Raw genomic sequence first — 20,203 nt, 5'->3', positions numbered from 1 at the left:
GCCAGCGTCCGGTAGAGGCTCGTGGCTTCCTCAATACTGGCCAGCGCCCCCGCACGGTCACCGGTATTGGCCTGCTGGTTCGACAGGTTGTTCAGCGACGTGGCGAGGTTGGGAAGGAACGCGGCCGGGTTGGCGTCAGCCAGCGTCCGGTAGAGGCTCGTGGCTTCCTCAATACTGGCCAGCGCCCCCGCACGGTCACCGGTATTGGCCTGCTGATTCGACAGATTGTTCAGCGAGCCGGCGAGGTCGGGGAGGAACGCGGCCGGGTTGGCGTCAGCCAGCGTCCGTCGGATCTGGACTGCTTCCTCGATACTGGCCAGCGCCCCCGCGCGGTCGCCCGTATCAGACTGCCGGTTCGACAAGTTGTTCAGCCAGTTGGCGCGTTCCGCCATTTCTTGAATGGCATCGCTCTCACTTGGAGAGGCGATGTGTTGGGTGGCGATCAATGCGAGACCGCGCAGCGTACTGTGGCCGACGGGAATTAGTTCCGCCAGGTCCTGCAATGGAAGTGGTGTGTCATCGGCTTCGGCAAGTTCCTCCAGCGCGGTCACAAAAGGCCCACCTTTGGCGAGCGTAAGCATCAATGCTTGTGGCCACATGTCGGATCGGATATCGAGCGCTGCCCGCGCCAGTTCTACCGCCTTTTGTCTATCATTCTGTTCGGCACGGGAGATCGCGTCGCAAATATTCGCCAACTCTGTCGCCGTACTGTTTGTCACCGATGCGGCGAACAAACCCTTGTCCTTGCTCATCGCCGTCACGATGAGGTGGCCGGAGACGGGGTCCGGATGGATGGTGATCGATCCGTCCTCCCGGCTTGTCGGCAGCAGATGCGAGAGGAGGTCGGCGACCTTGTCTCGTTCAACCTGATTTTGTATACCGAATATCTTCTCCAGGAGGTTGGGGACGCGATCTTCGTTCGGCGCGACAAGGGAGATGCCGGCCCCTATCGAACGAAGGGTTTTCGGGGATGGCTTGAGTCCGAACTCCTTGTCCCAAGTGTCGCGCCAGTAACTGAATTCGTGATCGAGTACCCGTTCGTAAATCTCCGCCGGCTCGGCCGGGAGATCGGGATCGCCGTGAGCGGCGAGCCAGCCGAGCAGGACGAGGTCCAGCGTCGTCCAGGTGACCGGACGCGGTGCTTCGGGCAGTGGCGCGTACGCGTTCTTCTCAGGCGCGAACGCGCGCAGAGTAGCCCGGAAAACGCCGGTGGTTCGTGGGTGGGCGGGTTCCAGGAGCCGGTCCAGCAGGGAGTACCGGACGCCGTCACGCGCGGTTTCTCTGGCGACCTCGTTCCACCAGTCGCCGACGGCCCTCGCAGTGAGCACGACGCAGATCGGCAGTTCGCGTTCGTGCACGACGCGGAGCAGGTCGATGATCTGCGTCGTCTTGGCGGCCTCGGCGTAGTCCACGACCACCAGGACGGGCGCCGCGACGCGGGCGAGCCATTCGAGCTGGTCGTCTGCGGGATTGCGGAGCAGGAACCCGGTGTACCAGCCGGCCTTGGCCATGCGAGCGGCAAGTTCGGCCGCCAGGTGGGTCTTGCCCGCCCCGCCAAGGCCGTGAACGATCGCGATCCTGGTCTCGGCGGCGGGACCGGGGGCCTCGCACCAGTCCATGAGCAGGTCGAGGTCGTCGCGGGCGTAGAACGGAATCTTTCCGTAGCGGGCCGAGATCTGGGCCAGCGGACCGGCGCCGGGCGTCGGCTGGTAGGGCGGGGTCAGGGGTTCCATCGTCGGCCACCGCGGCATCGGCAGCGGATCCCTGGAGTCCAGGCCCACGTCGACCCCGAGGCCCCAAGCCCATTGCTCGCCGGTCACCATCTTCGCGCCGGCCGCCAGCGCGTCCGCCCACGATCGGGGAGAGCCGTCCAGGTAGCCGTGGGCCGCCCTGGTGACGTCGACGGCGATGAACGCGCCGGTCTCGCGTTCGGACGCGCACAGGTCGTCGATCACCGCGTCGGGCGCGGCGTGGTGAAGCACGTCGTGCAGCGGGTAGTCCGCGTGCCCCCGGGGCTGCTCCCAGTTGCCGCCCAGCCACACCACCACGAGAGCGTGCGCGGATCCCGGGGCCCCGGCCGGGTCCATGAGCACGATCAGGGGATGCAGCCCGGCGTCCAGGCACGTCCCGGCGAACGTCACCGCGATGTCGAGGCAGGTGGCGTGCCGCCGCAGCCGCAGCACTTCGTCCGGAGGGCGGATCACCTGCCGACCTGGTTCGCTGGCCGGGTCTTCCAGGACGTAGCGGATCTCCCGCTCGGCGAACAGCTCGTAGATGCGGCGTGCCCGCTCCAGGGGCGGGCCCTCGCCGGGGCCAGGCAGGCGGGACGCCTGGTCGGCGGGCAGCAGCCGGGGGGTGACGCGCCGCTGCACGTAGGCGGCCAGCATTCCCGGCGCGTTCTGACGGGACCACCGCGGCCATGCGCTCATTCGTGCTCCCCTTCGACGACTCCGACGACGTCGGAGACCCGGATCTGCCCGGTGCCCGACCCCAGGGCCGCCGTCACCGACACCTCATAGACGCCCGCCGGACGCGGCGGGACCGTCGCGGACCACGTCCCGTCCGCGAAGACGCAACGGATCTTCGCTGCGGGACCGCCGCCCGGTTCTTTGATCCGGGCCTCGACCACGGTGTCATCGGTCGGCTCGGCCCCGAGAAGCTTGGCGCTCACCAGGAAGGGCTGCCCGGCCGTGACCGTCTCGTCCAGATCGAGCCCGAGCCAGGGACGTTCCGGAGCGTCCCCCCGCGTCGGCCGCAGGGAGTCGCCGGAAAAGTTCCGCAGCGATTCCACGATCGCGGACGTGGACGCCATCGGCAGATGCCGCTCGCCCACCGCCTGCCACGCGGTCCGGCGCTCGTCCAGGTCCAGCGGGATCGCCGAGCAGGCCGGGACCGTGCCGTCGCCGAGCCAGCCCGCGTTGGGCATCCACTCAGCGTCGGCCTTGGCGAAGGTCAGCCCCGTCGGCGACAGCTCCGCCCGGCCGAATGTCGTGTGGCCCCGGGCGAAGATCGCGCCGACCTCGGGGACGGCGCGCGGCGGCAGATCCGCGAACCCGTCCCACGACGCCTCGATCTCCTCGTGCATGCGACGCGCCTCGTCCGCCCGCTTCGCCCACGCGGCGTCGGCCCACTCGAGCTCGTTGGGGAAGCTGGTCGTTCCGTCCGGTCCGCGGACCACCGGGTAGAAGGGCAGCAGGTCGAAGGCCGCGGGCCAGTCCCGCAGCGTCGCGGTCGCTCGCCGGAACGGCAGAGCCCCCACCTTGACGCCGTTCATCAGCCACGCCAGGGCTTTCGGCGCGCCGCGGTGCGGTGTACCCACCGTGATGAGCGCCCGGCAGTACGCGGCCCCGCCCATCGGCCCCAGCCAGTACCGCGCGACCAGCCCGCCCAGGGAATGGCCGACGACGATCACCCGCCGGGCCGCGTCGCCGGACGGCCCCAGCCGGTCCCGGACCTCGACGGCCAGCCGCTCGGCCGCCGCCTTCACGCCCCGCCGGAAGTCGTACGGGAACAGGACGACGTCGGCGCGCGGATCGCGCGGCGCGCCCGGTGCCGCGACGTCCACGCGGACGTGATCGAACGCGTTCTTGATCAGGCACAGCAGCCGGTCATAGCCGGGCACCGCCAGCGGGCCGACGACGCTGATGGACGGCAGCAGGCCCACGGGTTCCAGCGGCGCTGCCAGGTCGAGCCGCTTCGGCCACGCCAGCGACCGGGCGGTCGAGCTGAGGCCGCCGCCCCAGACGACCCGGCCGTCCGGCCCCCGCAGCACACTGCCGCCGATACCCGGAACGACGATCACTACATGTTTCAAGCGCGCCACGAGCGCCCCGTTTCCCGGCCCGCCCCAACCGGCGGCCGCGCCCGCACGTCGGACGAATCACGCTAACCGTCGGTGCGGTCCCGTGCGGGGCACTTGCCGTACCTGGCCACCGACCCCGGCCCGGGCGATCAAGGGAACGCGCTCAGGCGGTGAACTCGTCCATGAGGTGGTCCAGGCAGCGTTCGACGATCGCCGTGATGGTCAGGACGGGGTTGGCGGCGCCGGTGGAGCCGGGCATCAGGGCGGAGTCCAGGCAGTAGAGCCCGCGGTAGCCGTGCAGTCGGCCGTACTCGTCCGTGGCCTTGCCGATCGCGGCGCCGCCGAGGGGGTGCAGGATCAGGGGGTACACGGCCGTCGGATTGACCGATTTCGCGCCGGACGGGAGCTGCGCCTTGATGGGGCGTAGAAGGTCGGTGACGGCGCGCTGGGCGGTGGCGTCGTTGCTCGGTTCCCAGTTGAGGCGGGTGCGTTTTTCGGACGCGGAGTAGCTCCAGTGCCCGAAGCGGTCGGAGACGCCGACTCCGGCGCAGAGCAGCAGCTGCGTCTCGAAGGGGAACGGGAGTCCGCCGTGGGTCACCAGCATGTCGCCGTCGCCGTTGCGGGCCAGCACGTTCGGCGGGCCCGCCTGGGGCGCGCCGGTCGGTTCGTCGTTGGTTCGGATGATCGGAAGCTGGTCGCCGTTCGTGCCCCACTGGCGGCCCACCGCCGCGTTCAGGTCGGGCAGGGCGCCGGTCTCGCGGGCGGTGACCAGCAGGCGCGGCGTGTGGACGCCGCCCGCCGCGACGACGAGCCGGTCGCAGGTCAGCGCGATCCGTTCCTGCGGCGTTCCGGCGGTGTCGAGCCGTTCGACGGTGACCAGGTACTTGCCGTCGCGGCGTTGCGCGATGTCGAGGACGTTGTGCAGAGGTCGCACCGTCGTCCGGCCGGTCTCCTCCGCGCGGGCCAGGTAGGTGCGGTCGACGCTGAGCTTCGCGCCGCTGTCGCAGCCGGTGAAGAAGTACTGTCCGACGGTGACCGAAGGTGTGGCGGTGCCGTCGAGTTCGGCCCGGACGACGTCGAAGTCGTAGGTGGAGACGACCTGCTCCGTCGCGAGCCCCGAGCCTTCCAGGGCGTCCCGCCAGAGGCCGTTGGACCGGTAGCGGGGGTGGGCGAGGAGGTCGTCGGGGAACGCGGTCCCCCGCAGGCGGCGGCGGGCGCGGGGATAGTAGGTGCGGTCGAGTTCGTCGTAGTCGATCTCGGCGGGGAAGACGCGCCGGAAGACCTCGGCGCGCGGCTGGGGCAGCATCCCGCCGTAGACGAGCGTCCCGCCGCCGACGCCCGCTCCGCAGACGACGGCGTACCGCGGGGTGACGAGGGCGTCCAGCAGGCCGGTGGAACGGAACAGCCCGTCGGCGCCCTCGACGAGGCGGGCGAGCCACCGCGGGCCCGGCGGACGCGGCGCACGCCCGTGGAGCCAGAGCAGGCGCCGGTCCAGGGACGGGAACCGGGGGAAGGTGCCTCCTTCCGGGGTGATGGGCCAGCGACGGCCGCGTTCCAGGACGACGTTGTCGATCCCGGCGCGGGCGAGCCGGAACGCGGTGACGCTGCCGCCGACGCCCGCCCCGATGATGACGACGCGGTGGCTCTCCTCGCGGTCAGCGGGGGGACGCTGCTCGGATTTCGGCATGGTCGGTTCCCTTCCGGGCCGTCCGGTGTCGCGGGACGGACCTAGATCTTCTGCAGGACGTAGGTTCCGGGCGCCGGCTCGCCGGGCGGGTACCGGTCGCTGCCCATCGGCGGCGGGGGGCGCCGCGGCCCGGAACGGTCGGCGAGCCAGTCCGCCCACGACTCCCACCAGCCCTGACGGTGCTCGGTGGCCGTGGCGAGCCAGGTCTGCGGGTTCGGCGCGAAGGGAGGTTCGCTCGTCCAGTACCGGGCTTTGGGCCCCGGCGGGGCCAGCGCTCCGGCGACGTGGCCGCCGGCGGAGAGGAAGAACCGGACCGCTCCCGGCAGCAGGGCGGTGGTGCGGTAGGCGGACTCCCAGGGGACGATGTGGTCCTTGCGCGCCGCGGCGACGAACACGTCCTGGGTGATCTTCTTTGGGCTCAGCGTCCGGCCGGCGAGGACGGCCCGTCCCCGGGCGAAGTCGTTGCGCAGGAAGATCTCCCGCATGAAGTACCGCTGCGCGCGGTGCGGGATGTTCATCCCGTCGGAACTCCAGGTCAGGATGTCCAGGCTCGGCGGCCGGCGTCCCATCAGCCAGTTCGAGCCGGTGGAGCGCCACACCAGCTCGTTGGCCCGCAGGAAGCGGAAGAAGTCGTCGACGCGGCGGCCGTCCAGGTAGCCCCGGCGCCCGGTGGCGCGCTCGATGAGGTCGACCACGACGTGCTCGTACACCTTGCCCGCCACGCTGGACTCCACGAACTCCGTGATGTCGGAGAAGTCGACGAGGGTGTTGACCAGCGTGACCGAGCCGACGCGCGGGCTCGCGTCGTCGGCGAGCCAGGCCGTCAGCATCAGGGCCAGCAGGCCGCCCAGGCACGCGCCGGCGACGTTGACCTCGTCCTGGCCGGTGATGTCCTCGATGACGCCGATCGCGGTGAGCAGTCCGTCGCGCAGGTAGTCGTCGAAGCCGACGTCGCGCAGGGACGCGTCGGGGTTGCGGTAGCTGACGACGAAGACCGTGTGACCGTGGTCGACGAGCCATTCGACCACGCTGCGTCCGGGCGACAGGTCCAGGACGTAGTACTTGTTGACCCACGGCGGGCTCACCAGCATCGGTGTCGTATGGACGGTCTCGGTCCGCGGCTCGTACTGGAGCAGTTCCATGAGGTGGTTGCGGAAGACGACGCGTCCCGGCGACGTCGCGAGGTCGCGGCCGACCACGAAGTCCTCGTCGGCCACGGCTTTGGGCAGCATGCGGCCGGCGGCCAGGTCGCCGAGGAAGGCGCCCGCGCCGCGGACGAGGCTGCGCCCGCGCGTCCGCCACGCGGTCCGGAGCGCGGCGGGGTTGCCGGGCAGGACGTTGGTCGGGGCCCCGGCGTCGATCACCTGCCGGGCGAGGAAGCGCGCGACCTGACGGTCATGGTCGCCGAGCGGGAGGGCGTCCACCGACTCCAGCGTCAGCCGCGCGCCGAGCAGGTACACCTGTTGCAGCAGGTGGAAGTACGCGTTGTCGTTCCATGCGGGGTCGGTGAAGCGCCGGTCGCCGGGCTCGACCGCGACGGGGCTCGCGGCCGGATGTCCCGGCCCGGCCCCCACGGTCGCCCCGACGGTCCGCAGGAGGCCTCCCACGAAACGGAGGTCGGCGTCCAGCAGGCGTCGTGCGACATTGGTCGGAGCCGGTTGGCGGGCGGGATCCTCTTTGAACATCGGCATCCTTCCGGCGTGCTGGGGTCATTGAGCGGGAGCGGCGTCCTCGACGACGGCGAGGTCGTCCCGGAGGAACGGGCCGAGGAAGTTCATGACTTCCGCGGGGCTGTCGATGAACGAGACGTGCGACGCCGCGATGATCAGTCCGAAGCGGCCGTGCGGGAGCTTCTTGGCGGCGAGCACTCCCTGCCAGACAGGGAATAGCTGGTCCGAGACCCCCCATATGACCAGCGCGGGGACGTCGATTTCACCGAGGCGTTTGTGGACGTCGAAGCGCTGACCGCGGAGGCCCACACCGATGCGGACGGCGTCGAAGGACGTCTGCAGGAACGTCCGGGAATGGCTGAGGCGCAGTTGCCGGACCCAGAAGCTCTTGGGAAGACGCCACGGCCGCTGCAGTTGCAGCGCGCCGCCGAGCACCCTCAGGACCGAGCCGCCGGGCAGGAGCAGCGCCGTGATCAGCACCTCGGCGACCGGGACGGGGATGAACGACTCGGCGACGAGCAGCGGGTTCACCGCCCGGCCGAGCCCGGCCGAGTCGAGCATCGCCAGGCGCGTCACCCGCTCGGGATGGGCGAGCGCCAGTTCGGCCACGAGCAGACCGCCGTAGGAATGGCCCACGGCCATGACGCTGTCGATGCCCAGGACGTCCAGGAACGCGGCGATGAAGGACACGAACCGGTCCGGCCGCAGGTCGCCGACCGGACTGGTCTCCCCGTAGCCGGGCAAGGACACCGCGACGACCCGGTTCGTCGTCGCCAGCGATTCCGCGAACGGCCACCAGTCGCGCGCGCTGCTCGCGTTCCCGTGCACGAGCAGGACGACCGGGCCTTCGCCCTCGTCCAGATAGTACGTGGAGACACCTTGAACGATCACCCGTCGCGCGGGCATGTCACTATTTCTCATGACCGACCTTCGATTCGGTGGCGCCGAAATTATTCGGATCTCGATGAGTCCATTTGCGAACGACATCGTCCGTGGTCACGGGTCGCGCTGAATCCGAAGTGGTGCGCGGTTGATGATCACACCATATACCTTCCACCCATTTCTTGACAATGCGAAGGAAATGAGTCAGATAACTGGCGTGGAACGATCTCCTTGCGCACCTATCGACGCCTCGGCGCGTATTGCAGCCGAAGTCGCGGGCGGTCCGCGCCTACACCGCCGAGGCGCGCGTGCGGCCCGGCGACGGCGCCGGAAGGTCTTTCACGTGTTCCCGAGCACAGGGCGCGGCCCGGCCGATCACGTCGGCGGACGCGGGCGCCGAGTCGGCTCAGCGCCGCAGGCTGGTCTCCTGCTCGACGCGCGACAGCTTCTCGGGGTTGCGCACGGCGTAGAGGCCGGTGATGAGGCCGCGCTCGACGCGGACGGCGATGACGGTGTCGATCTCGCCGTCGAGCCGGAGGATCAGGGCGGGGCAGCCGTTGACCTGCGCCGGGTGCAGGGACATCGCGGCGCCGTACCTCCGCAGGCTCGCCGCGATGGGGGCCACCTGGTCGGCTCCCACGATGGGCGCCGGCGCGGCCTGCCGGATGCCTCCGCCGTCGCCGAGGAAGACGACGTCCGGCGCGAGGATGTCGAGCAGGCTCTGTAGATCGCCCGTGGCGACTGCGTGCTGGAAGGCTTCGAGCGCGCTGCGGGTCTCGGTCGCGGAGACGACGTCGAGCGGGCGGCGCGCGGCGACGTGCGACCGCGCCCGGTGGGCGATCTGGCGGACCGTGGCCTGGCTCTTGCCGACGGCCTGGGCGATCTCCTCGTAGGCCACGTCGAACACGTCGCGCAGCACGAACACGACGCGCTCGATCGGGGTGAGCGTCTCCAGCACCAGGAGCACGGCCATCGAGACGCTGTCGGCCAGCTCGACGTCCTCGGCCACGTCGGGCGTGGTCAGCAGCGGCTCGGGCAGCCAGGGCCCGAAGTAGGACTCCTTGCGGCGGCTGAGCGTGCGCAGCCGGTTCAGCGCCTGCCGGGTCGTGATCCTGACCAGGTACGCGCGCTGGTCCCGCACGGTGTCGAGGTCGACGCCGATCCACCGCAGCCAGGTCTCCTGCAGAGCGTCCTCGGCGTCGGCGGCCGAGCCGAGCATCTCGTAGGCGACGGTGAAGAGCAGGTTCCGGTGGGCCGCGAACACCCGGGTGGCGGCGTCCATCCCGCCGGAGCCGCGTGGCGCGGCCGGCTCGCCGCCTTCGCTCATCGTCGGCTCCTGCCCGTTCGACCTCGATCGTCCCATGCGCACAGGACACCGGTCCGCGCCGCCGCGTGACACCCGAGTCCGGTGGCATAGGTCACAGGGCCGTGCCGTCACAAGATCCGGGTCGTCGGCATCTCTTGGTCGACCCACGACGACAGCGTCGCGGATTCGGGAACGCCGCGCGAACGATCGCGCGGTCCCCAGAGTGAGGAGACTGTCATGGAACCCCGTTTCGACCTGATGACCAACGCGCTCGGCGCCAAGATCGCCAAGCGGATCTACAACGTCGCGCTGGCGATCATCCAGTCTCCGCTGCCCGAGAGCACCCAGAACCTGGTGATGCTGCGGGCCAGCCAGATCAACGGCTGCGGTTTCTGCGTCGACTACCACACCAAGGACGCCACGGCCGCCGGAGAGGACGCGACCCGGCTGCACCTGGTCGCCGCCTGGCGCGAGTCGACGGTGTTCACCGACGCCGAGCGGGCCGCGCTGGCGCTCACCGAGGAGGGGACCCGGATCGCCGACGCGTCCGGCGGTGTGTCCGACGAGACCTGGGCCCGGGTGCGCGAGCACTACGACGACGACCAGATCGCCGCCCTGGTCTCCCTGATCGCCGTGATCAACGCCAACAACCGTCTCAACGTGATCGTGCGGAACCCGGGCGGCTCCTACCAGCCGGGTCAGTTCGCCGCCCTCGCCAACTGACCGGCGGACCGGCCCCGGATCACCCGATCCGGGGTCGGTCCCCCGGTCAGGGTTCGACGTCGTCGGCCTCCATCGTCGTGACCGTGTTCGGTGCGTGGGTCAGGGTGAGGAGCCGGTCGGCGATCGGGGCGTCGCGCTCGCGGGTGTAGGCGCGGGCGGGGACGTCGTCGGTCGCGTCGGTGGCCCAGACGCGGACGCGTCCCTCTGCGCGGGCGAAACGGCGCAAGTCGTAGGTCACGGTGCGGGCGACGGCGCTGTTCGCGGTGACGAGCGTGAGGCGGCGGGCGGGGACGTCGTAGGCCGCGACGGTGTCCGGATGGCCGGAGTCGAGGATGTGCATTCCTGGTCTGATGTGCCGCGTGTACTGGGCTAGGACGTAGTACTTCGCGTTGACTTCGGTGACCTCCGCGCGGAGCGTGCCCGGAGCGCCGCCGGTCGGGTTCGGGGTCGTGTCGTCGTAGGCGCCGGTGAGCAGGCCCCAGCCGAGACCGTCGACCGGTTGCCAGTAGACCCAGGCGCGGGGGCGCAGGCTCCGCAGGTCGCGGCCGATGTTCAGGGCGGTCCTGAGTCCGGCGGGTTCGCCGTCGCAGTACTCGCTCTGCCAGAGGGGCGTGGTCGCGCCGATCGCGGTGCGCAGGGCCGCGCGGCCGACGGAGTCGTCGTCGCGTTCGTAGCCGTGGACGTTGACGCGTCCGATGAGGCGGCGGACGTCCGCGGGGAGGTCGCGCCAGGTGTTCGTCGCCTGGGAGTAGAAGCATTCATCGGAGGCGGCGATCCGGACGTCGTGGAGGCCCCGGGCGTCCAGCGCGCGGCGCAGCGGGGTGAGGACGGCCGCCTGCGCGTCCACGGTGAAGTGGCAGCCTTCCTGGTTCTGGCTCGCGTGCCATGCCTGCAACGACGGCTCGTTGAACGGCTCCACCGAAGCGAAGTGCACGTTCCAGTGGTCGCGGGCGTGGCGTGCGACGGCGGCGATGTAGCGCGCGTACGTCTCGCGGTGCGCGGGAGACAGGTTGTCCTGGTCGGGTCGTTCAGCCCCGGACGGGTTCCCGTTCACGGTCATCCACCACGGCGGCGACACCGAGAACATCTCGAAGCGGTCCGCGCCGATGGCGCGGGCCTTCCGGAGCATGGCGCGCTGGTTCGCGTCGGCGGCCCAGTTCCAGTCCGTGCCGCGCCAGGGGGCCTCGATCTGCTTGCGGCGCACGATCCGGGGCGATTCGACCATCCTCGCCGGGCCGTCGCCGGGACGCGGCCAGGTGCAGGCGCCCAGGTTGTACCGGACGACCGTGAGGCCCAGCCCGGGAAGCGTGACGTCCCGGTCGGCGAGCCGCACCCGCGCGGGGCCCCGGCCGAACAGCGCGCGGGCGAGGTCGTCGCGCCGGCCCAGTTCGGTGCCCGCCCACCAGGACAGGCAGACGCCCCACCCGTCCCAGGGGAACGACACAGAGTGCGGGTCCACCACACGTTCGGGCACGGCCAGGCTCCCGTTCGTCCGATTCACTTGTCTAGTCGCCCAAGCCTCGTCGTATCGGCTGCTCGCCGTGGGCTTTGCCGAAGATTGGACCCGCCGGACGCCGTCCCCGCCCGCGACCAGGGCGGACGGCGCGGACGGCGTTATCTTCGGAGGGTGAACCTCACCCCATCCGCCTATTTGGTGCTCGGCGTCGTCAACCTGCTGGGATCGGCGAGTCCGTACGACGTGAAGGTGGAGGCCGGACGCACGGTGGCGCCGTTCTGGCAGGTTCCGCACGCGCAGGTGTACGCGCTGTGCGACCGGCTGGTCGAGGCCGGGCTGCTGGAGCAGGAGCAGGAGGGCAAGGGGCGGCAGCGGCGCGTCATGCGGCTCACGGACGCCGGACGCGACGCCCTGCGGGAATGGCTCGCGGACACCGTCGTGACGCCGGTCGAGGCGCGCGAGCGCGGCATGTTGAAGATGTGGCTCGGCGGGAGCCCCCGGGAGCACGCGCCCGCGCAGATCGCCGCGCACGGGAGGACCCTCGCGGAGTACGAGGAACTCGCCCGCCTGGTCGGCGACCAGTTGACGCCGGGGCAGCGGCACGCGCTGGAGTTCGGGATCCGGTACGAGCGAATGATGGTCGGGCTCTGGCGGGACGCGTTGGAGCAGGCGCCCTCCTGACGGGCGCGCCACCGGGGCCTTGACGGTGCCGGAGGCGGTCTCTACGGTGACGATAGTCCAAAATGGACTATCGTCCCCGGGGAGCGTCCCATGCGTCGCGCAACGGTTGATGGAACGGCCCTGCTCAAGCGCGCCCTGAGCGTCTGCGGCCTGGCCGCGCTGGCGGCGTCCGGCGCCGTGCCGGCGCACGCCGCCGAGCCCACGTACTACCTGGCGCTCGGCGACTCGGGCGCGGTCGGATTCCAGCACGGGAAAGGCCCGACCGACGAGGGCTACGTCGACGTGCTGCACACCGCGCTGGAAGCCGAGCAGCCCGGGCTGAAACTGGTGAAACTCGGCTGCGCGGGCGAGACCACCACCACGATGATCCAGGGCGGGATCTGCACCTACCGCGAGGGATCCCAGCTCAACGCGGCGCTCGCGTTCCTCAAGGCGCACCCCGGACGCGTGACGTACGTGACCCTGAGCATCGGCGTCAACAACACCGCCTGCCTGCTGGACGGGGACGTCGCGTGCGGGCTGCGCGGGGCCGCCGCGCTCCTCACCGAACTGCCGTCCATCACCGGCAGGCTGAAAGAGGCGGGCGGCGAGACCCCGCGCTACGCGTCCATGACCTACTACGACCCGGGCCTGGCGTCCTGGGTCAAGGGCGACCGGCTCACCGCAGTGGCGTCCGTGCCGCTGCTGGACGTCTTCAACTTCGTCCAGCGCGCCGCCGCCGCGGTCGCCGGCTTCCGCGTCGCCGACGTCAACGAGACCTTCCAGACCCACGACTTCGGGACCAACGTGACGCTCGACCCGTACGGCGACCTCCCGGTCAACGTCGCGCGGATCTGCGCCTGGACGTCCCAGTGCACCGACAACGACGGCCACGCGACGACGGAGGGCTACCGCCGCATGGCCGGCGCCTTCCGCGCGGTCCTCTAGGGAGGCGCGATGTTCGGACGGCGGCAGTTACTGGTCGGCGGCGCTGCGGCGCTGGCCGGGAGCCGGTTCGCGCCGTCCGCCCGCGCCGCGACCTGGCCGGACGCCCCACTGACCGGGGACGCCCAATTCATGCCGTGGCAGCAGATCCACGCCTGGCAGGAGGCCGTGGACGCCGTCGGCCTGCGCGCCACCGGCAGCCGCGCGCACCACGGGTACGTCGACCGGCTCGGCGAGCGGATGGAGCGGGTCGGGATGAGGCGGGTCCGGACGGACCCGGTGCCGCTGGCGCGTTGGGAGCCGTCCGGCTGGGGGCTGGACGTCGTCGGCGGGGGCGCCGTCGACGTCTCCTGGTACGTCCCGTACTCGGGGAGCACCGGCCCGGACGGCGTGACCGCGCCGCTGTCCACGACGCCGAAGCGCGGCACGATCGGGCTGGTCACGGTGCGTCCGCCGCAGCTCCCGTACCTGCTGCTGGACCTGATCGACTGGAACGCCCCCGGCGGGCCGCGGCACGCGCCGGGCTACGACCCGCTGGAGGTGTACGACCGGCCGTGGTTCGGCGGGATGTCGGCCGTACAGGCGATGGACGACCACAAGGCCGCGGGGGCGGTCGGGCTGATCGTCGTCCTGGACCTGCCCGCCGAGGTCGCGCGCGGCCAGTACCTGCCCTACGACGGGATCAACAGGGGCATCCCGTCGTTGCTCGTCGACCGCGACGCCGGGGCGCGGCTCGCGGCGGCGGCGCGGGACGGTGCGAGCGCGCGGCTTCGGCTGGAGGCGGCGGTCCAGCAGATCACGACGCCCAACCTGTACGGGATCATCCCGGGCGCGTCCGACGAACTGGTCATGGTGCAGTCGCACACCGACGGCACCAACGGGCTGGAGGAGAACGGCCCCGAAGCGATCCTCGCGATGGCCCAGTACCTCGCCCGCATCCCGCGCGAGGAACTGCCCAGGTCCGTGCTCGTCGTGCTGAGCACCGGGCACATGGCCGGGACGATCGGTACCGACACGTTTCTACGCCGTCACAAGGACGGGCTCATCGCGCGGACCGTGGCCGGCATGAGCCTGGAACACCTCGGCGCGCGCCCGTGGCTGCCCGGCCCCGACGGACGGTTCCGCATCGGCCCCGGCCACGAGACGACGATCTGCTTCACGTCCCCGCACCCCGCCGTGATCGGCGCGGCGACCCGCGCGCACCTGCGGTCGCGCATGGGCGACGCGCGCGTCCTGCGGCCGTTCCTGCCCGACACGCGCGGCGAGTCGCCGAGCGGGTTCTGGTGGCCGGGCGACGGCGAGGGCCTGTGGCGGATCGCGGGCCTGCCGTCGCTCCAGCTCATCAGCGGCCCGGCGTACCTGCTGAACGCCGGGATGCCGACGATGCGCTTCGTGGACACCCGCGCGATCCGCCGCCAGGCCGTCGCGTTCACCGACGCGGTCCTCGAACTGACCCGCGTCCCCCGGACCGACCTGGACAGGCGCCGCATCGACGACCCGGCCGCGCTCAAGGACCTCCTCCGCTGCATCGGCCTGCTCACCTAGTCCACAGGGCTGTGGATCACCCCGGAGAGCGATGCGGCGCGGCCCGGACGAACGCGACGATGCAGTTCAAGGCCGGTGAAAGAGGTTCCATGTCCGTTGTTCCGGCGCCGGTTTCGCGGCGCGTGTCCTGGCTGCCCGGCGGGCTCGCCGCCGCGCTGGTCGTCGCGTTCGTCGTCGCGCCGAGGTGGCTGGCGGGCGGCGAGTTCGGCGGTCAGAGCGATCTCGCCGCCGCGCTGCGCGAGGCGTTCACCGGGTACTGGGACGCGGGCGGCCGGAACTTGCCGCCGGACCTGCAACGGGTCGTCGACTACTGGTTCCGGTACCACGTCGCGAAAGGCCTCATCGCCGCGCTCCTGCTGGTCGTGCTGGTCGCGCTCGGCCGCGTGATCTGGACGGCGTTCCGCCGGGCGGACGGCACCGGACGGCGGACCGCTCTCGCCGCGACCGGCGTCTCCGTCGGGCTGCTCGCCGCGGTGGCGCTGGTCGCGGTGCTGGCCAACGTCCAGGGCGCGGCGGCGCCCTTCTCGTCCCTGCTGCCGATGCTCACCGGCGGCCACGACGCGGGCCTCGCCGGCGCGCTCGCCCAGATCCGCGGTCAGCTGGCGGGCGCGCCGGACGGCCGCACCCCGCCGCTCGACGCGATGGTCGGCGACTTCGCCCGGTACCACCTGGTCATGGCGGTGCTCGCGGCCGTCGTCGCGGTCGTCCTCCTCGCGGTCGGCGTCGTGCTGGCGCGGGCGTTCGCGCGGTCGCGCGGACGGCGCGGACACGGCGTGGCGGGCGGCCTCGCGGTGCTCGGGGCCGTCGCCTTCGCGGTCGTCGCCGTCGCGAACACCGGCACGGCGGCGCACCCGGCGCCGGCCCTGCTGGCCTTCTTCCAGGGCGGCTGGTGACCGGCGCGTAGGATCCCGGCCATGACGGATCCCTGGCGCGTCCTGGCACTGCCGCCGCTGGACGTGAGCCTGTTGCGCGGGCTCACCGATCCGCTCGGCGGCGCGGCGGAGCTGGTCGTCCCGGAGGCGCGGACGACGGCGGCGCTGCACCGGGCGATCGAGGACGCGGAGATCGTCGTCGGCGACTACACCGGCGAGCTGGCGCTGGACGCGGCGGCGGTCGCCCGCGCGCGGCGGCTCGCGTTCGTCCAGATGCCGCAGGTCGGCGTGGACGGCGTCGACCTCGGCGCGCTCACCGCAGCGGGCGTCCCGGTGGCGAACACGGCGGGCGCCAACAGCCGCGCCGTCGCCGAGTGGGCCGTCGGCGCGGCGTTCGCGCTCTGCCGCCACCTCGCCTGGGCGGACCGGCGGGTCAGGACGGGCGGCTGGCCGCAGGGCGAGCTGCTGGCCCGGGGCACCCGGGAGATCCACGCGCAGCGCGTCGGCGTCGTCGGGTACGGCGCGATCGGCGCGCTGGCCGCCGACCTGTTCGCCGCGCTCGGCGCGCGCGTCGCCTACTGGTCGCGCACGCGACGCGAGGACGCGAAGGCCGAGTACCGGGCGCTGGACGACCTGCTCGCCGAATCCGACATCGTCGTCCTCGCGCTGCCGCTGACCGAGGACACGGCCGGGCTGTTCGACGCCGAGCGCATCGGACGCATCAAGCACGGCGCGCTGCTCGTCAACGTCGCGCGCGGCGGCATCGTGGACGAGGACGCCCTGCTCCACGCCCTGGACACCGGCGCGTTGGCGGGCGCGGCCCTCGACGTCTTCGAGCACGAACCCCCGCCGCAGGACGCGAGGCTCCGCGGCCACGAGAACGTGCTCGCGTCCCCGCACGTCGCGGGCGGCACCGTGCAGGCGCAGCTCGCGATCATCCAGACGGTCGCCGACAACGTGGCAGCCGCCGTCCGGGGCGAGCCCGTCGAACACGTCGTCAACGGACTCGCCCCGGTCGTGCGGCGCCGCTGACCTACCGGCCCGGGCGTCGGACGGCGCCGACTACAGCGCCAGCAGCCGGTCCACGACGCGGGCGGCGGCGTGGCCGTCGTCGTGCGGGCAGAACGTCGCCGCGAAGTCGTCCAGGGCGGGCGCGGACGCGGCGGCCGTGTCGTCGAACTCCTCCAGCGCCTCGATCAGCTCGTCCGACGTGCGCAGCAGCGGCCCCGGCGGACGCTCCTCCAGGTCGTAGGCGAAGCCGCGCACGTCGTCCCGGTACGCCTCCAGGTCGGGCGTGAACAGCAGGATCGGCCGCCGCAACCCGGCGAAGTCGCACATCAGGGACGAGTAGTCGGTGACAAGGGCGTCCGAGGCGAGGAAGAGTTCCGTGACGTCCGGATAGGCGGACACGTCCCGCACGAACCCGCTCGGCGCGGGCAGCCGCGCGTCCAGCAGCCGGTGCGGACGCAGCAGCAGTACGGTGTCCTCACCGAGCGCGGCGGCGGCCCGCTCGAAGTCCAGCCCCAGCCGGTACGGCCCGGTGCGGTGGCCGGGCGCGCGGTCCCGCCACGTCGGCGCGAACAGCACCGCGCGCTTGCCCGGCGGGATCCCGAGCCGCGCCCGCACCCGCTCGCGCAGCGACGCCGCGTCCGGCCCGTGCGCGCGGTCGTTGCGCGGGTACCCGGTCTCCAGCACCTCGCCGTCATAGCGGAACGCGCGGGTCAGCGTCTCGGTGCTGTGCGGGTTCTGCGACAGCAGCAGCCCCCACGCCGCCGCGTCCGCCGCCATCAGCCGGGTGCGCTGGTCGCGGCGGCCGAGGACGTCCCAGCGCGTCTCGAACCCGACGTTCTTGATCGGCGTCCCGTGCCACGTCTGGAGGTACACCTGCCCGATGCGCGGACGGTACCCCTCCGGCTGGTACACGTTGTTGACGACGTACCGCGCCCGCGCGACCAGCTCCCAGTACTCGCGGCCGAGCCGCCGTACGGTGCGCCCGCCCGGCACCGCGACATGGCCGTCGCCGACCGTCCAGACGAGGTCGAGCCCGGTCTCGCGGCGCTGGAACTCCTCGTAGATCGCCTTCGGGTTGCACGAGTACTCGCCGCCGAAGTAGCTCTCGAACACCGCGACGTCGCGGATCTCGCGGCGCAGGAACGCCGGGTAGTGGCGCTCGCGCAGGACGCGGCGCGCGTACGGGCCGTCCTCGTCGTCGTTCCAGGCGATCCGGACGCCGAGGTGGACGCCCGCGCCGCGCCGCGACGGCCGGACGGTGAACCGCAGCCCGGCGCCGTCGCGCGGGTGCGGCAGCGTGGTGAGGCAGTCGCGGGTGACGGCGAGGTCGCGCCGCCCGTCGCCGGACGCGGCCGTCAGCTCCCAGACCCCGGCGGCGAGCGGCGCCCCCACCACGCCGGGCATCGCGTCGGGGCGCAGCCGGGCGACGAGCGCGCCGTCCTCGTCGTCCAGCCGGACGGCGTGGGACGCGCCGGTCCGCCGGTGCCGCAGGACGAGCAGGTCGGGGGTGTCCTCGGCGTCGGCGGGCACGCCGGAGACGACCAGCGTGTCGCCCTCCCAGTGGACGCCGGTCAGGACGAGCCCGGTCTCGGCGGTGGCCGTCACGTTCCCGTACCGCGTCCGGTCCAGCAGGACGCCGTCGTGCGCGAACCCGGCGAAGTCGTCCGAGACGGGCAGGCGCAGCCGCGTCTCGCCGACCTGCAACGACAGGTCGTGGTGCAGCCGGGACGCGAACGACGGCCCGGCCAGCCCGGTCAGGCGCGGCCCGAGGTCGCGCGCCGTCAGCCGGAACCGGAACGGGACGCGCCCGTCGGGGTCGGGCGGGCCGTAGCGCACCGGGATCCGGGTGGACGCGCCGCGCTCCCGGCACGTCACGACCACCGCGTCGTCGCCGGTGCGGGGCCGGGCGACCCAGCCGCCGACCTCGACGCCGCCCCGGACCGGCGCCTGCCCGGTGATCATCGCCTCGGGCCGGCGGAACCGCAGCGTCACCGCGCCGCCGTGCTGGACGAGCTGGACCCGCGTCCCGCCGAACAGGTCGCGGAACCGGGGCCACTGCGCGGCCGGGCCGCAGCTCGCGACCACCCCGGACACGGCGACGCGGTCGCGGCCCACCCCGGCGCGGACGGCGGCGTGCAGCCGCCACTCGACCTTGCGCGCGGACGTCTCCACGAAGTCCGCCGGGTCGATCTCGACCACGAACCCGGCGCCGTCGTAGCACGCCGCCGCCTGCTTGGTGTCGGCCGTGACCTGCGGCGAGGGGACGCGCGACACGCGCAGCGGGTGGCGGCGCGTGGACCCGGAACGCTCCAGCCAGACGTCGATCGCGTCGTCCTGCGTCATGTCGATGAACGGGACGTAGGCGTGGCCCGCCACGCGCAGCCGGTCCCCCACCCAGACGATGTCGTCCACGCGCGCTTCGAGGCGCAGCTCGTCGGTGACGTCGTACAGACGCGGCGGGAACGCGCGGTCGGTGTCGTCCCGGAACGGGTGGCCCGCGTACCACCGGCGACGCAACAACCCGCGCGGTTCGGTCGGCGCGGCGGGCAGGCCGGTGCGCTCGTACTCCAGGACGGTCACGAGGTCGTCCGCGCGCTCCTCGGCGACCAGGTGGTACTTCAGCCGCTTGATCGAGGGCAGCCGCTCCAGCAGCCGGGGGTCCAGCGCCCGGACGTGCTCGCCGACGAGCCGGCACATCCGCTCGCGGTAGGCGTCGTCGCCGTCCTCGGCCTCGTCGACGAACAGCATGAGGTCGTCGTCCAGCGTGCTCAGCTCGTAGGACGCGCGCAGCCCGGGGGCGTGCGCGGTGAGGAAGCGGGAGATGCGGCGGGCGGCGGCGAGGCGGTCCTCCAGGTTGCCGGGCTCGGTGCGGCGCTGGGTGATGGAACGTTCCGAGTCCTCCCGCTTCCGGTAGCAGTAGCAGACATCGCTGATGATGTCGGTGCTCCGGGAGTGGACGTGCGCGGCGACCGCCACCGGAATGTCCTCGTACGCCCCGGACGGAAAAGTGATGCCGTGCTCGTCCCAGAACGACCGGCGGATCACCTTGTTCCAGACCGTCCGGTCGCGGAGCAGCGCGGGGTCGCGGGTGACGTGCGTCCGCGACCGCGTGGTGCGCAGGGCGTCCAAGGGGAACCGCGCCGGGTACGACCGGCGCGAGTCGAACTGCTCGACGCCGCCGCACACCAGGTCGGACCCGGTGCGCCGCAACGTCCCCACCATCCGTTCGTAGGCGTAGAACGGGACCACGTCGTCACTGTCGGCGAAAGCCAGGAACGTGCCCGTGACGTGCCGCAACCCCGTGTTGCGCGCCGGACCCATGCCCTGGTTCTCCTGCTGGAAGAGGCGGAACCGCATGTCCCGCTCCGCGAACGCCTTCGCGATGACGGCACTGCCGTCGGTGGAGCCGTCGTCCACCATGACGACCTCGATGTCGGTCAAGGTCTGGGCGGCCAGCGAGGCGAGGCAGTCCTCCAGGTAGTCCTCCACATTGTGGATCGGCACGACGACGCTCAGCGTGGGGGCCATGTGCGGGCTCCTCGGGACGGGGACGGGTTCCGAACAGCGTCGGAAACGTCCGGCACCCCCGACAGCGCGAAAACCCAAGCCTGGACCCGGCGTTGCCCGAACTTTGACCGCGCGGT

The 20,203-nt window shown here is 72.2% G+C and carries 14 protein-coding genes; 6 read left to right on the top strand and 8 right to left on the bottom strand.

Annotated features, from left to right (window positions below):
- From GQ466_RS17045 to GQ466_RS17020, 6 genes are all read right to left on the bottom strand, one after another.
- A partial coding sequence (locus tag GQ466_RS17045; protein WP_161103786.1) for a tetratricopeptide repeat protein occupies nt 1-2,429 on the bottom strand: 2,429 nt, incomplete at its 3' end.
- Nucleotides 2,426-3,823 (bottom strand): alpha/beta hydrolase, encoded by a 1,398-nt coding sequence (locus tag GQ466_RS17040; protein WP_161103785.1) that lies wholly within the window; start codon nt 3,821-3,823, stop codon nt 2,426-2,428. The genes GQ466_RS17040 and GQ466_RS17045, both read right to left, overlap by 4 nt.
- Nucleotides 3,824-3,965: 142 nt before the next feature.
- On the bottom strand, nt 3,966-5,489 hold the full coding sequence (locus GQ466_RS17035) for a GMC oxidoreductase (protein WP_161103784.1): 1,524 nt from the start codon (nt 5,487-5,489) through the stop codon (nt 3,966-3,968).
- Nucleotides 5,490-5,530: 41 nt separating this feature from the next.
- Nucleotides 5,531-7,174: a PHA/PHB synthase family protein gene (locus GQ466_RS17030; protein WP_161103783.1), complete on the bottom strand. Its 1,644-nt coding sequence runs from the start codon at nt 7,172-7,174 to the stop codon at nt 5,531-5,533.
- A gap of 24 nt (nt 7,175-7,198) precedes the next feature.
- Entirely contained in the window at nt 7,199-8,065 is an 867-nt protein-coding gene (locus GQ466_RS17025) for an alpha/beta fold hydrolase (protein ID WP_161103782.1), read from the bottom strand.
- 382 nt (nt 8,066-8,447) lie between these two features.
- A complete protein-coding gene (locus GQ466_RS17020; RefSeq protein ID WP_237417887.1) occupies nt 8,448-9,368 on the bottom strand; it encodes an RNA polymerase sigma-70 factor in 921 nt (306 codons plus the stop codon).
- Nucleotides 9,369-9,584: 216 nt separating this feature from the next.
- Here GQ466_RS17020 and GQ466_RS17015 point away from each other — a divergent pair, with 216 nt between their 5' ends.
- Nucleotides 9,585-10,070 (top strand): carboxymuconolactone decarboxylase family protein, encoded by a 486-nt coding sequence (locus tag GQ466_RS17015; RefSeq protein WP_161103780.1) that lies wholly within the window; start codon nt 9,585-9,587, stop codon nt 10,068-10,070.
- 46 nt (nt 10,071-10,116) lie between these two features.
- On the opposite strand, the gene GQ466_RS17010 is transcribed toward GQ466_RS17015, so the two are convergent.
- Nucleotides 10,117-11,544 carry a glycoside hydrolase gene (locus tag GQ466_RS17010; RefSeq protein ID WP_161103779.1) on the bottom strand — a complete coding sequence of 476 codons (1,428 nt, stop codon included), beginning with the start codon at nt 11,542-11,544 and terminating at the stop codon, nt 10,117-10,119.
- A 153-nt stretch (nt 11,545-11,697) separates the two neighbouring features.
- Between GQ466_RS17010 and GQ466_RS17005 the strand changes: the two genes are divergently transcribed.
- From GQ466_RS17005 to GQ466_RS16985, 5 genes are all read left to right on the top strand, one after another.
- Nucleotides 11,698-12,207, top strand: coding sequence for a helix-turn-helix transcriptional regulator (locus GQ466_RS17005; RefSeq protein ID WP_161103778.1), 510 nt, complete (start codon nt 11,698-11,700; stop codon nt 12,205-12,207).
- A 90-nt stretch (nt 12,208-12,297) separates the two neighbouring features.
- Nucleotides 12,298-13,134: an SGNH/GDSL hydrolase family protein gene (locus GQ466_RS17000; protein ID WP_161103777.1), complete on the top strand. Its 837-nt coding sequence runs from the start codon at nt 12,298-12,300 to the stop codon at nt 13,132-13,134.
- A gap of 9 nt (nt 13,135-13,143) precedes the next feature.
- Complete coding sequence (locus tag GQ466_RS16995) at nt 13,144-14,676, top strand: zinc-binding metallopeptidase family protein (protein ID WP_161103776.1); 1,533 nt, start codon at nt 13,144-13,146, stop codon at nt 14,674-14,676.
- An 89-nt stretch (nt 14,677-14,765) separates the two neighbouring features.
- Nucleotides 14,766-15,569 carry a hypothetical protein gene (locus tag GQ466_RS16990; RefSeq protein ID WP_161103775.1) on the top strand — a complete coding sequence of 268 codons (804 nt, stop codon included), beginning with the start codon at nt 14,766-14,768 and terminating at the stop codon, nt 15,567-15,569.
- Between the two features lie 21 nt (nt 15,570-15,590).
- Complete coding sequence (locus GQ466_RS16985; protein WP_161103774.1) at nt 15,591-16,580, top strand: NAD(P)-dependent oxidoreductase; 990 nt, start codon at nt 15,591-15,593, stop codon at nt 16,578-16,580.
- 30 nt (nt 16,581-16,610) lie between these two features.
- Here the strand turns inward: GQ466_RS16985 and GQ466_RS16980 are convergent, their stop codons facing one another.
- Nucleotides 16,611-20,087, bottom strand: coding sequence for a bifunctional glycosyltransferase/CDP-glycerol:glycerophosphate glycerophosphotransferase (locus tag GQ466_RS16980; RefSeq protein WP_161103773.1), 3,477 nt, complete (start codon nt 20,085-20,087; stop codon nt 16,611-16,613).
- Nucleotides 20,088-20,203 lie beyond the last annotated feature (116 nt).

Origin of the sequence: Actinomadura rayongensis (assembly GCF_009831215.1) — a bacterium.
Classification (GTDB): Bacteria; Actinomycetota; Actinomycetes; order Streptosporangiales; family Streptosporangiaceae; genus Spirillospora; species Spirillospora rayongensis.
Note: the sequence above shows the minus strand (reverse complement) of the source record. Positions and strands in the feature narration are given on the sequence as shown.